Annotated in this window: 10 protein-coding genes; 3 read left to right on the top strand and 7 right to left on the bottom strand. The window is 41.9% G+C overall.

Features of this window, described 5'->3' with window-relative positions; all coding sequences use genetic code 11:
• Positions 1 to 530 precede the first annotated feature (530 nt).
• Together W7W_RS0117650 and W7W_RS0117640 are read right to left on the bottom strand one after the other, a co-directional pair.
• Positions 531 to 2,723, bottom strand: a complete 2,193-nt coding sequence (locus W7W_RS0117650) for a glutamine synthetase III family protein (RefSeq protein WP_010664990.1) — start codon at positions 2,721 to 2,723, stop codon at positions 531 to 533.
• 378 nt (positions 2,724 to 3,101) lie between these two features.
• On the bottom strand, positions 3,102 to 4,472 hold the full coding sequence (locus W7W_RS0117640; protein ID WP_010664989.1) for a dipeptidase: 1,371 nt from the start codon (positions 4,470 to 4,472) through the stop codon (positions 3,102 to 3,104).
• A 541-nt stretch (positions 4,473 to 5,013) separates the two neighbouring features.
• On the opposite strand from W7W_RS0117640, the gene W7W_RS0117635 reads away from it, so the two are divergent.
• Positions 5,014 to 5,466, top strand: a complete 453-nt coding sequence (locus W7W_RS0117635) for a DUF302 domain-containing protein (RefSeq protein WP_010664988.1) — start codon at positions 5,014 to 5,016, stop codon at positions 5,464 to 5,466.
• A gap of 219 nt (positions 5,467 to 5,685) precedes the next feature.
• On the opposite strand, the gene W7W_RS0117630 is transcribed toward W7W_RS0117635, so the two are convergent.
• Complete coding sequence (locus tag W7W_RS0117630; protein WP_010664987.1) at positions 5,686 to 6,396, bottom strand: YebC/PmpR family DNA-binding transcriptional regulator; 711 nt, start codon at positions 6,394 to 6,396, stop codon at positions 5,686 to 5,688.
• Positions 6,397 to 6,867: 471 nt separating this feature from the next.
• On the opposite strand from W7W_RS0117630, the gene W7W_RS22465 reads away from it, so the two are divergent.
• Positions 6,868 to 7,797 carry a GDSL-type esterase/lipase family protein gene (locus W7W_RS22465; RefSeq protein WP_010664986.1) on the top strand — a complete coding sequence of 310 codons (930 nt, stop codon included), beginning with the start codon at positions 6,868 to 6,870 and terminating at the stop codon, positions 7,795 to 7,797.
• Between the two features lie 71 nt (positions 7,798 to 7,868).
• Here W7W_RS22465 and W7W_RS0117620 read toward each other — a convergent pair whose 3' ends face one another.
• The 3 genes from W7W_RS0117620 to gpmI all read right to left on the bottom strand — a co-directional run bounded on the left by W7W_RS0117620 (position 7,869) and on the right by gpmI (position 11,314).
• Positions 7,869 to 8,468 (bottom strand): DUF3109 family protein, encoded by a 600-nt coding sequence (locus W7W_RS0117620; protein ID WP_029510661.1) that lies wholly within the window; start codon positions 8,466 to 8,468, stop codon positions 7,869 to 7,871.
• A 137-nt stretch (positions 8,469 to 8,605) separates the two neighbouring features.
• A complete protein-coding gene (locus W7W_RS0117615) occupies positions 8,606 to 9,646 on the bottom strand; it encodes a GMP reductase (protein ID WP_010664984.1) in 1,041 nt (346 codons plus the stop codon).
• Between the two features lie 141 nt (positions 9,647 to 9,787).
• Entirely contained in the window at positions 9,788 to 11,314 is a 1,527-nt protein-coding gene (gene gpmI / locus W7W_RS0117605) for a 2,3-bisphosphoglycerate-independent phosphoglycerate mutase (protein WP_010664983.1), read from the bottom strand.
• Between the two features lie 367 nt (positions 11,315 to 11,681).
• Here gpmI and W7W_RS0117600 point away from each other — a divergent pair, with 367 nt between their 5' ends.
• Positions 11,682 to 13,277, top strand: coding sequence for a glycoside hydrolase family 28 protein (locus W7W_RS0117600; protein WP_010664982.1), 1,596 nt, complete (start codon positions 11,682 to 11,684; stop codon positions 13,275 to 13,277).
• Between the two features lie 38 nt (positions 13,278 to 13,315).
• Here the strand turns inward: W7W_RS0117600 and W7W_RS0117595 are convergent, their stop codons facing one another.
• Complete coding sequence (locus tag W7W_RS0117595; RefSeq protein WP_010664981.1) at positions 13,316 to 13,996, bottom strand: fatty acid desaturase; 681 nt, start codon at positions 13,994 to 13,996, stop codon at positions 13,316 to 13,318.
• Positions 13,997 to 14,022 lie beyond the last annotated feature (26 nt).

Raw genomic sequence — 14,022 nt, 5'->3', positions numbered from 1 at the left:
CCTTTGGTAAAAACTTTCAGTTTGCAAAACAGTTGAGGCCGGTCAATAAGTTGAGATTGCTTCACCACTTTACCAATGACGGCCCTTTGCAGGACATGAGTGTTTGTGAGGGTTGATTTTCGGCAAAGTCGAAAACAACTCCCATCAACCCTCATAAATAACTTCAAGACAGCCAATTGCGATCAACAAGAAAGAAGTGAAAACAATCTTCTTTCAAAATAATAGTCTTTCCGGACAACAGGATTTGCAAAAAGAAAATATGCAATGATGCTATTTTCCACAACTACGGAGAAGTAGAGGTACTGTAGTCCTTCTTTAAGATAAGATAAATGGAGAAAACCTCCGGATTATTGGAAATTTCTGACATAACGAAGAGTTGAGTTAGAATTTAAGGATTGCAGCCGGGGCCCTTTCCGGCTAACAGGGATGCAAATTATGAAGTTTGAATGAAAAAGTCAATAACTGTTTAAAGCAAAAGAGTGCCTGCTCAAAAAGAACAGACACTCCCGAGTCAAAACCTCCCCCGTTCGTTAACGGGCAAATAATAGCTCCCTGTATTTTGGCAGGGGCCATATAGCATTATCAACAGTCAATTCAAGCTTGTCAATATGGTATCGAATGTCATCCAGGTATGGAAATACTTTTTGTTCATACATCTCCGCCATTTCGGACATATCCTCGACCTTATTGGCAACTTTTCGTGCCTCTACCATATCATGAGTCTTGTTCTTAATGTTCTTAATGTGGAATGAAATCTTTTTAATCAGATCCAGACGGTCACCAGCAAGGTCCTGATAATCGGAGTTCTCGCCAAACACATCTTTCAGCCCCTGAACATTTTCAATCAGCGTATTCATGTACTGAACGGCCGTAGGTACAATATGATTCAGTGCAAGATCTCCCAACACACGTGATTCGATCTGAATCTTTTTTGTAAACTTTTCCATCTCCACCTCGGTACGGGCTTCAATCTCCACATCAGTAAACACTCCGTTCTCCACAAATAGTTTCTTTGATTTTGGAGACAAATAAGTTTTGATGGCTTTCGGAACACTTGAAATATTTGACAATCCGCGACGAGCCGCTTCTTCTACCCAGTCTTGGGAATAACCGTCACCGTCGAAACGGATATTTTTTGACTGCTTAATATATTCCTTAATCATCTGGAAAATAGCCTCATCTTTCTTCACTCCCTTGTCGATAAGGGCATCCACCTCTTTTTTAAACTGTTTCAACTGACAGGCCATAGCTGTGTTTAGTGAAATCATAGAAGAGGCACAATTGGCTGCAGAACCCACTGCCCGGAACTCGAAACGATTGCCGGTAAAGGCAAACGGAGAAGTACGGTTACGATCGGTGTTGTCCAGAAGAATTTCGGGAATCTTACCAATATCCAGCTTCAGTGCTGTCTTCTCATCAGGAGTCATTTTCTTATCAGGAACCCTGGTTTCCAACTCGTCAAGCATGGCCGAGATCTGACTTCCCAGAAAAATAGAAATAATTGAAGGTGGTGCCTCATTGGCTCCCAAACGATGAGCATTGCTGGCTGACATAATACTTCCAAGCAGGATATCCTGATTGTCATGAACAGCTTTCAAAACATTCACCAGGAATGTAAGAAACTGAAGGTTTCCTTTTGGGTTTTTACCAGGCGACAAAAGATTAACTCCGGTATTGGTACTCAGTGACCAGTTATTGTGTTTTCCTGAGCCGTTAACCCCCTTAAATGGCTTTTCATGAAAAAGAATTCTAAACTTATGCTGACGAGCCACCCGCTTCATCACATCCATAATCAACTGGTTGTGATCGTTGGCCAGGTTGGTTTCCTCGAAAATAGGAGCAACTTCAAATTGATTGGGAGCCACCTCGTTATGACGGGTTTTCACAGGAATACCAAGCCGGTAAGCTTCTTTCTCAAAATCTTCCATAAAGGCAATCACCCTGGTGGGAATGGATCCAAAATAATGGTCATCCAACTGCTGATCTTTGGCAGAAGAGTGCCCCATCAAAGTTCGCCCGGTAAGCATTAGATCCGGACGGGCATGATAAAGTGCCTCATCAATCAGAAAGTATTCCTGCTCCCAACCAAGATTACTATTTACCTTAGTCACATTTTTATCGAAATACTGACAAACCTCCACTGCTGCTTTATCAACCGCATGCAATGCTTTCAGCAAAGGGAATTTATAATCGAGTGCATGACCGGTGTAGGAGACAAAAATGGTAGGGATACACAATGTTGATCCGATAATAAAAGCCGGTGATGAAACATCCCAGGCTGTATAACCACGGGCCTCAAAAGTATTGCGGATACCTCCAGATGGGAAACTCGATGCATCGGGCTCCTGCTGTACCAACAAAGAGCCGGAGAAACTTTCCACCATGGTACCGAATTCACCAAATGTCAGAAAAGCATCATGTTTTTCGGCAGTTCCGTCTGTGAGTGGATGAAACCAGTGCGTATAATGGCTTGCTCCGTTTTCCATCGCCCAGGCTTTCATACCCAAAGCAATCTGATCAGCCATTTTGCGATCTATACGGCTTCCTTTTTCAATGGCCTCCATCACATGGACAAAGGCTTCGGGAGAAAGGTACTTCTTCATTTTTGGACGATCGAATACCATCTCACCATAATAATCAGACGAAGGCATCTTTGTACCCTCACTCTTTCTAGGCTCCCTGTTCAGAAGCTCCTCCAATGCAATAAATCTCAATTTTGCCATAACTAATATTTTCGAGTTAACTACTGCAAATATATTACATTTTTTAATTACACATGCATTTTTTTGGGGTTATTGTTGTTTTTTTATCAAATTATCTGGCAAAACCCCTTCTTTTTGATGCCGAACAAGTGTTTTTTGTAAAAAACCAGATTCTAAACAGACAACACTCCTTTTTGTGAAAAGAGAATGCTCCGCTTTGCTACCAATGACTCTGTTTTACAAGCTTTACTTATGTTGGAGGGTGCGGTTTTTCAGCAAAGCCGAAAACCAATCCCTTCCAACACAAGTCCCTGTAAAGTCGCTTACATCAGGAGCACCCCAAAAAAAAGAGGGCATCTGAAAAAACAGATGCCCTCCGCAAGCGGATATTCCAAAAAATCACTTCGTTTCCGAAGAAAAGTATTTATAAAAATAAGGAATGGTCTCAATGCCCTTAAAAAATTGCCCCAACGGGTAATTTTCGTTTGGACTATGAATCGCATCACTTTCCAATCCGAACCCCATTAGCACCGATTTAATTCCTAAGATTTGCTCAAAAGTTGAAATAATCGGAATAGAACCACCACTTCGAACAGGAACAGGTCTTTTACCATAGGTTTCGTGATAAGCCTTTTCAGCAGCGCGGTAAGCCGGAATATCTATCGGACAAACATACGCTTGCCCACCATGCAACACAGAAACCTCCACTTTCACTGAATCGGGGGCAATAGATTCAAAATACGCTTTAAACTGAGCAGCTATTTTATGATGATCCTGATTGGGAACCAGTCGCGATGATATTTTTGCATGAACCTCCGAGGGCAGAACGGTCTTAGCTCCTTCTCCTGTGTAGCCTCCCCAGATTCCACACACATCAAAAGACGGACGAATCCCGGTTCGCTCGGGAGTGGTAAAACCACCCTCTCCCTGAAGTGCATCAACACCAATAGCTTTTTTATAATTCTCTTCATCGTAAGGTGCCTTTCCCATAAGTTCTCTTTCTTCCGCACTCACCTCTAATACATCATCATAAAACCCCGGAACAGTTACTTTTCCATTTTCATCTAACAAACCTCCAATCATCTGGGACAATACATTAATTGGATTGGCAACAGCTCCTCCAAAAATTCCCGAATGCAGATCCCTGTTGGATCCGGTCACATCAACCTGCCAATAAGCAAGCCCCCTGAGTCCGGTAGTAATGGAAGGGGTGTCAGGAGCCAGCATAGAGGTATCCGAAACCAAAATCACATCTGCTTTCAATAAATCTTTATTATTTTCGCAAAATTCCGGCAGGTTCTCAGAACCAATCTCCTCTTCACCTTCAATCAGAAATTTCACATTGCACTCCAATTGGTTTGTTGTCACCAAATACTCAAAAGCCTTAGCGTGCATAAAAGCCTGTCCCTTATCATCGTCGGCACCTCTGGCCCATATTTTTCCATCTTTAATTACCGGCTCAAACGGGTCTGTATTCCAAAGCTCAACAGGATCAACAGGCATCACGTCAGTATGTCCGTAAACTAAAACGGTGGGTGCATCTTTATCCACCATCTTTTCGCCAAAAACAACAGGATGTCCTTTGGTTTCCATCACCTCTGCCCTGTCCGCCCCGGCATCCAGCAAGATCTGCCTCCATTTATCTGAAGCTTTACGCATATCTTCCCTTCGCGAAGAATCACTACTTATAGATGGTATTCGGATAAGCTCAAACAACTCCTCCAGAAAACGATCTTTATTATCCTCAATGTATTGTTTAATGTCTTGCATATTATTAATATTTTGTTTGTTATCATCAAATATCCATAAAAAGCATAACCCGGAAGAATAAAAATAGTTCGGGACATCTTTCCAGCATCGAAATTAAGGAAAATACAATCAAATAGGAATGAGGGATATCAAGTTTATCATTTCCTGACATATAATTTAATTCTCCAGAACTGACGAACAGAGAACAAAATTTTTCGCCTACCTTATACACAAGACAGGTAAGATGGAAACAGGCTGAAAGCCTGATAGAAATAGCCTGGAGCGACGCCCCAGGCTATTGCTTAAAGACCTTCGACCTTAAAAGAACACAACAACTTATGTATTCCTTTAAAAGGAAAAAGCCTGGCTTTTTGGAAGACTGGATTATTGACTTCGTCGAACTTCGTTTCATAAATTATCTATTACGAAAGCTATTGAATAAACCAGGCTAGCGTTTGAGCTTAATTCAACAAGCCCCATCAAGGCAAATCACTTTAAGGATTGAACATTCCGAAACATCTAAATGTTTCAATGTAAATTATTAACCCCAAAGAATGATATCATGAAAAAACTACTTTTTTTACTCCTGCTTTTTGCCATAACCATAAGCACAAGCATGGCTCAAAAGGCAGTATTTGAGAAAGAGAGCAAAATGAACTTTCAGGAAACGGTGAATGCATTGAAAGAGAAAGCTGCAGAAAAAGGATGGGCCATTCCTGCAGAACACGATATGCAGGCCATCCTGAAAAAGAAAGACAAAAATGTATTGCCCTCCACTATTCTGGTTCTTTGCAATGCAGAATTTGCTTATGCCTTACTGAAAGATGACGAATCCCGCAAATCACAAACATTACTCCCATGCAGGGTGGCTGTATATGAAAAGGAAGATGGGAAAACGTATGTTGCCTGGAGCAATTATAAAGAGGCCGGTGCGAAAGTGACTCCAAAGGCAGAAGAAATTTTTAACGGAATCTCGGAAGGGTTAAAAGAAATCACCTCGACGGTAACTAAATAGTGCTTGTCTATAAAGTCCAACTTCTGCGTTGTTGCTCAAAATCTAAATCCTCAAATACTTTAGTATTCTGCGGTTTAGATTTTTCACACGCCTTGAATTTGAACTTTCTATTTCAAACACGTCAAAAACGCTTAGTTTATGGACAGAGACTAAGTAAAAAAAAGACCGGTTGCAATTGCTTCCGGTCTTTTTTTTTAATTCATATCTGTATAGAAAAATCTATCCCATATTATGAAAAACATTGGTCACATCATCATCTTCCTCAAAACGGGCCAGTAATTTTTCGATGTCTGCACTTTGTTCTTCACTTAATGGCCGTGTTTCCTGCGGAATTCGCTCGAACTCTGCATTTTCTATATCAAAACCGTTCTCTTCCAAACACTTCTGAAGTGGTCCAAAAGCCTCAAAATCGCCATAAATCATAATAAATTCATCTTCTGCAAAAATCTCCTGAACACCTGAATCAATCAACTCCAGTTCCAGTTCTTCCAGATCAATCTCCTCTTTCATTTTTACTTTGAAACTACACTTATGCTCAAACATATAATCCACGCTTCCTGAAGTACCCAGAGAGCCTCCGGCCTTGTTAAAGTAGCTGCGCACATTGGCGACTGTACGTGTGGGATTATCAGTAGCGGTCTCTACCAGCACTGCGATGCCATGAGGAGCATAGCCTTCATAGACCACCTCCTTATAATCGGCCTGATCTTTTCCGGAGGCTTTTTTTATGGCACGTTCAACATTGTCCTTGGGCATATTGGCAGCCTTCGCATTTTGAATAAGCACACGTAGCCGTGGATTGGATGCAGGATCAGGGCCTCCGCTTTTAACTGCAATGGCTATTTCCCGGCCAATTTTAGTAAAAGTCTTGGCCATATTACCCCATCTCTTAAGTTTTCTGGCTTTACGGTATTCAAATGCGCGTCCCATTCTATCTTTTTTTATAAAACAAAAATTAAACTGAATTTTAGCGAGACAAATTTAATTCTGTTTTTTATAAAATGTCCTTTCTCCCCCGATAATTTTTAAAGATGACCTAACTTGAATAATTCAGCTCAAAAATTGAGATTGCTTTACTACATCACCAATGACAGGCCTTTTCAGGATATGTAGGAACGAAGCGGAATGCAATCTTCTTCAAATTCAATAGTGTAAAGAGTTTTAATAGAACGAACTAAAACTTTTTATGAAGTTTTTCTTTTTTCAAGACAATCTTTACAACCATAGCCACACCTACGGCGAAAAAGATTAACGAAGAAAAAATGAAAACAGCCCAAAAATCAGTTCGGGATATTAAGATTCTTTACACCAGATGCATTGCGCAAAACAAAAGTTCATTTCAGCGTGTTTAATATCTGGACAGTACAAGTCCATTAGTTATTCACCTCCGGATCAAAAACCATGAATACTAAAATAAACACTTTTATCATCATGGGCCTGCTGTTTACTCTGGCGTCCTTCAGTCAGGAGATCAACAGAAATGAACCTTTAAGATTTTTGGCACTGGGAGATTCCTACACCATTGGCCAAAGCGTTCCTGAGAGTGAAAGATGGCCCGTTCAATTGGCCAATTTATTGCAATCACATGGCATTGCAACAGAGGAAGTCAGGATTATTGCCCAAACCGGATGGAGAACTGATAATTTGAAAAACGCTATTGTCAATGCAAATCTACAATCAGACTACAACCTTGTATCTTTATTAATAGGAGTGAACAATCAATATCAGGGGGGAAGCATTTCTACCTATTCCACAGAATTTGAAGAGCTTTTGCAAACAGCAATCGAACTTGCAGGTAATAATAAATCCAATGTAATGGTTGTCTCTATACCGGATTATGCATACACTCCATTTGGAAACGGATCGGCTACCATCAGCAGGCAGATTGATCAATTTAATGCCGTCAATAAAAATATTACAGACCGTTACGGAGTTACTTACCACAACATCACACCCATTTCGCGCCGGGGACTGGCAGAACCTAACCTGGTAGCCAGCGATGGGCTCCATCCAAGCAGCGGGCAGTATGCTCTATGGGTTAATCAGATTGCAGCAGAACTCAATATCAGGGATGACACCTCTCTGAAAGAACTGCATAATCTATACAACATCTGTATTTCAAACAATTATTTGGTTTTTAACTCCCCGACAAACCTGAACATGAAGATCTTTGAGATATCCGGGAAACTGATATTTTATAAAAACAATCTGGCCCCATCTATGAACCATGAGATAAACCTGACCGGGTTCAGAACCGGGGTTTACATCCTAAAACTCGAGACCAGCAATATGGCAGGCATCTCCCAAAAATTCATTATCTCAGAGCAATAAAAAAGGTCACTGCATCAGAGGGAAAAAAATTCCTCTCCTGCAACGACCTCTCTGATATATCCTGTTCGAATCTATTCTGACTGTTCTGTTTTTGCGGCCTCCATCTTTTCCAGCTCTTCAGCTACATCTTCCATCTCTTCATAGAACCGTTTCCCGTATTTTCGGATAATAGGATCTTTAAGAAAGCGAAAAACCGGCAGGCCAACCTGCTTTCCTAATTCACGAGCAGGATTGCAAACCGGCCATACATGATAATTCAGTGCTTCGTAATTGGGGTATTTATCCACCCGAATGGGATATAAATGACAGGAAACAGGTTTCTTAAAGTCCACCGTTCCTTCATCATAAGCTTTTTCAATGGCACACTTACATACCCCTTCCCCGTCAAAATAAGTATAAACGCACTCCCGGCCGTGGATTATGGGGGTCACCTTATCTCCGTCGGAATCTGTTTCCCAGGTACCGTTTTTCTCAATGATTTCAACGGCTTCAGGAGAAAGCAATGTTTTGATTTTGGGATATATTTCATCCAACACCTTTGTCTCCTCCTCTTCGAGGGGAGCACCAGACTCTCCTTCCACACAACAACTGCCAAGACATTTAGGTAAGTCGCACAAAAAATGCTCCTTAAAAACGTCCAGACTAATAATTTTATCGTCTATTTGAACCATTTATCTATTACGCTAAACATTAATTGCTTTAAGGCTGCAAAGTTAAATATTTATCAATACCCTCCTACTTTATCAGACTAAATTACAATCAATCAAGACATAAAATCACCTCTGCCATTCACCCGGAGCATTTTTCATTAATCGTTGTAAACGCGGTTTTCCTGTTCAGCTACACGAATAAAAGTAGTCCGCTTGGTCAACTCTTTCAGGCGTGCAGCACCAACATAAGTGCAGGTACTCCGCACCCCACCCAGGATATCCTGAACAGTTTGCTCCACTGGCCCCCGATAATCAACCTCCACTGTTTTTCCTTCACTGGCCCTGTATTCTGCAACCCCGCCTGCATGCTTTTCCATTGCGGTGGATGAACTCATTCCATAAAACTGCCGGAATTTTTTCCCATCTCTTTCGACCAATTCGCCTCCGCTCTCGTCGTGGCCGGCAAGCATTCCTCCCAGCATCACAAAGTCAGCTCCTGCACCAAATGCTTTGGACACATCACCGGGAGTGGAACATCCCCCGTCACTAATAATTTGACCACCTATACCATGAGCTGCATCTGCACACTCAATAATTGCAGACAACTGTGGGTAGCCCACACCTGTTTTAACACGGGTTGTACAAACAGACCCGGGCCCGATACCTACCTTTACAATATCCGCCCCTGCCAGTAATAACTCTTCCACCATTTCACCGGTAACTACATTTCCGGCCATAATCACTTTGTCCGGGAATTTTTTCCGGGCTTTCTTAACAAAAGCAACAAAATGTTCCGAATAACCATTGGCCACATCAATGCAAATAAATTTCAGATGTGGATGATTGTTGATGATCTCCTCCACCGTGACAAGATCCTTACTGCCAGTTCCCGTACTTACTGCAATGAAATTTTCAATTCCATCGGGAGCTCCGTCAAGAAAATGTTTCCATTCCGCCGTAGAGTAGTGCTTGTGAATGGCAGTAAACATCTTTTTCCCGGCGAGTACCTTTGCCATCTCAAAAGTGCCTACGGTATCCATATTGGCAGCCATCACGGGCACTCCGGTCCATTCGATATCTGTGTGCAGGAACTTAAAGGTACGTTCCACATCCACCTGGGCTCTGCTCGATAAAGTAGATCTTTTCGGACGAAACATAACGTCCTTAAATCCCAGCTTCACATCGTTTTCTATTCTCATACTTTTTGCTTTTGCTGATTATCAACAATAATTTTTACATCTGTGATATTTTCCCAAAAAAAGGACAGCACCCAGGGGATACCGTCCTTGTAATATCAAATCCGGTAATCAATGCCACCGGAATGTTAATTGCAAACTAAATTATTCTACCGAAATAAGACTATGGCCGGTCATATCTTCAGGCTGTTCTACCCCCATCAGGCTGAGCAATGACGGAGCCACATCGGCCAGGATCCCATCTTCTACTTCCCCCTTTCGGTCGGTTACCCAGATAAAAGGAACAGGGTTCAGAGAGTGGGCAGTGTTAGGAGATCCATCAGGATTCACCGCATTATCGGCATTTCCGTGATCGGCAATAATGATGGCCTCATATCCATTCTTTTTGGCTGCTTCAACCACATCTTCCAGACATGAATCAACAGCTTTCACTGCTTTTTCAATGGCGTCATAAACTCCGGTATGCCCAACCATGTCACCATTGGCAAAGTTCAAACAAACAAAGTCATATTTCTTTTTATTTAATTCTCCCACAATAGCATCTTTCACTTCGTATGCGCTCATTTCGGGCTGAAGGTCGTAGGTGGCCACTTTAGGCGAATTAATCAGGATACGGTCTTCTCCCTCAAACACCTCTTCACGACCACCGGAGAAGAAGAAAGTTACGTGAGCATATTTCTCCGTTTCTGCAATACGCAGTTGCTTCAGTCCGTTTTTGGCAACCACCTCACCCATGGTATTTTTCACATTGTCTTTATCAAAAAGGATATGCATTCCTTTAAATGTAGTATCATAAGGAGTCAATGTGCAATAGTGAAGCGGAATGGTTTTCATCTCATACTCGGGCATATCCTGCTGTGTAAGTACCTGAGTGATTTCGCGGGCACGGTCGTTCCGGAAGTTGAAGAATACAACCACATCATCCTCCTGAATGGTTCCAACAGGCTTGCCGTTTTCATCAACATTGACAATGGGCTTAATAAATTCATCCGTAACATCATTGTCATACGACTCCTGAATAGCTGAAAGCAAGTCACTGGTGCCTTTTCCGGTTCCGTTGACCATCAGGTCATAAGCATCTTTGATGCGTTCCCACCGCTTGTCACGATCCATGGCGTAATAACGACCAATTACAGAAGCCACTTTACCTGCGGATGTTTTGAGATGATCGAGCAATTCGCTCATATATCCTTTTCCACTCTTGGGGTCGGTATCACGACCATCCATAAAAGCGTGAACAAAAACCTTTTCAAGGCCAAAATCTTTTGCCACATCAGTCAGTTTGTAAAGATGTTCCTGGCTGCTATGTACCCCACCTTTGGAAACCAACCCGAGAAAATGCACCTGTTTATTGTTCTCCTTTGCATAGTTAAAAGCTTTCACCAGCTCGGGATTTTCGGCAATGCTATTGTCTTTTATGGCAAGATTGATTTTAACAAGATCCTGATAAACCACACGGCCTGCACCAATATTGAGGTGTCCCACCTCTGAATTCCCCATTTGTCCGTCAGGCAAACCAACATTTTCACCTGAAGCCTGAAGCTGTGCATTGGGATATTTCTTCACGAGGCTTTCGAAATAAGGAGCCCCGGCAGTATGAATCACATCCGATTTATCTTTTTTTCCGTATCCCCACCCATCGAGGATAATAAGTATGGTCTTCTTGTCCATGATTATATTTATTTTATTGAATTAGCTTTTGTTCAATGAAGAAACAAACAACTCTCCATTGAGTTTACAATGAGGGCCAAAAGTACCTAATTTGCTCTCAAAAAAAAAGCGTATGATGTTAAGGATGTTAAAATTCTATGACAGACAAGCCTTGCTGACTGGCTGTTCATGATTATCTGGAAAAATAATCATTACGCGGGTCGGTTTCGGGAATAGAAAGCCTGATTAAATGGCAGAAAAAGCGGCAGATTATCCAAAAATAACCACCTGCATTTCAAAACATTGATAATTCCTCCCCCTACTTCGAACAACCTGTATCTCTTTTTTCTTTTAATTTTACGTACACAATTTTGAAATCTTTATTGATATGACCACAAAGAACAATATGCTCCGACAAAAAAACAAAAAGATACTTTTAATCGCACTGGTGTTGTCTTTTATCTCCTGTGGAATCACCAGCGGGCAGAACCATAAATTCAGTGAAGCACCCCGTAACATTGCTCCGGTGGATGCTCCCTTTGAGATGCCGGTTTTTGAGCGCCCGGTCTTTCCCGATCAAACATTTGACATAAGAGATTTTGGAGCCCGTCAAAAAAACAACAATAACCATAAAAGCACCGACGCCATTCACCGTGCCATTGATGCAGCAACAACAGCCGGCGGCGGGAAAGTACTGATTCCCAGAGGAAATTGGCTTACCGGTCCGATTCACCTGAAAAGCAACATCAACCTCCATCTCGAAGAAGGGGCTTCTCTATATTTCAGCGAAGACAAAGAAGATTATCTGCCCGTAGTAAAACATAGATACGAGGGGGTTGAAACATATAATTACTCCTCCCTTATTTATGCAAAAAACATTGAGAATGTGGCCATTACCGGCAAAGGGATACTGGAGGGACAGGGAGAGCACTGGCTAAAATGGGGAACAGTACAGCCTCGTGCAACAGCAACCAAGGTTCCTCTGTCACGCCGCAAGAATTTCGGCAAAGGAGCGGGCAAAGAAGGGATGCGGCCCAGTTTTGTGGTGTTCTGGAAATCCAAAAACATTTTCATTGAAGGCATAACCCTGCGTGAAAGCCCGATGTGGAACATACACCTGATCTATTCCAGCCACATCGTGGTGCGTGACATCACCATAAACAGTGTAGAATCGCACAACGGAGATGGCATTGTGCTGGATTCCTCTAGTGATGCTCTCCTTGAATACAATCATCTGAGTACCGGGGACGATGCCATTGTATTGAAATCAGGATTCAATGAAGAAGGTCTGGAAATAAACATCCCTACTGAAAATGTGGTCATCCGCAACTACTACGCTTATGATGTACGCACAGGAAGCGGTGGGGTGGTCTTTGGAAGCGAAACATCCGGAGGAATTCGTAACATTTACGTACATGATGCTCTTTTTGAAAAGTGTGACCGGGGAATCCGCTTTAAGACGGCTCGTGGTCGCGGGAACATTACTGAAAATATCATCATCAGCGATGTTCAAATGAAAAACATCAGATACGAAGCCATCAACTTCAACACTGCCTACACAGGAGCAGGAGTTGGCCCATCCCCTCTGGTCCGGAATATCGAGATTCGCAATGTAAAAATTGACGGAGTTCCAAATGCAATTGTCCTCAACGGTCTGCCCGAGAAATGGATTGAGAACATTTATATGGAAAACATTTCTGCCATAAATGCAAAAGAAGGAATTCGGTTGGGCAGAGTAAAAAACCTGGTAATGAAAGACATTTATGTTGAATCTGAGGCCAGAGCAATGATTGCAGATGACGTTTATGAAGTGACATTTGAAAACGTCGAACTTAAAGATCGGGCAGCCGGAAAACCTTTTTTGCTAATGGGAAGATATTCAGGGGCTATAGTCGCACCTGATTTCTCTGACGAAAATGTTGATTTTGAAAAAGGTGCCGAAAAAAACATGCTAGTAAAGGATTTGCCTTCTGCTGACTGGTAATCAACCATAACTCAGGATAGAGGGTACTGAAAGCAAACTTAAGGCATAGATTTTTTCTGATAAAGCCTCCACCAGGGAGTCCCAGGTGATTGATGATGTTCGTAGTGATAACCAAAAAACCAACAGGAGAGAAAAGCCAGCAAATGATTGCGTTGAAGTGTGCGGGAACGATAAGGCATCATCTCTTCACGATGAGGCTGCCGATGTGGCGCATACACACCGAAATAAAACATTTGGAAGGTTGAGATAAACGCAGGAATAATCCACAAGACGACCAGACGGATTTCGGAAAACCATAATAAAAGCACATTAAACATCACGGCCATAATTAAAATTTGCCAGATGGTCACGTAACGCCACATAAAAGTAAAATACCAAATAAAAAAGTTCTGCGACTTCTCACAATAATCAGGATCTTCAGCAGTTCCCGGATGATCGTGATGTTTCTGATGATTCTTTTTCAAACGCCTGAAAGAAAGTCCTGCATACAAAAAACTGGCAAAAGTACCAATCATCTTATTGGTAACGCTATCATAAGGTTTGATAGAACCATGCATCCCATCATGCCCGGTAATAAACAATCCGGTAAAAAGATGCGCCTGAATCAAAACATGCACATACAACCAGGGATTGAATGCACTTAACTCAACAAACAGGAAACTGTAGGCCAAGTGCCCGATCCAGGCAAGAATAACCAATATCGCTATAAAAACTCCCATCCTTCATCAGTATAAAATAAATGTAA

Source organism: Marinilabilia salmonicolor JCM 21150, assembly GCF_000259075.1.
Lineage (GTDB): Bacteria > Bacteroidota > Bacteroidia > Bacteroidales > Marinilabiliaceae > Marinilabilia > Marinilabilia salmonicolor.
The sequence above is the reverse complement of the archived record's forward strand: the minus strand, read 5'-3'. Positions and strand labels throughout refer to the sequence as shown.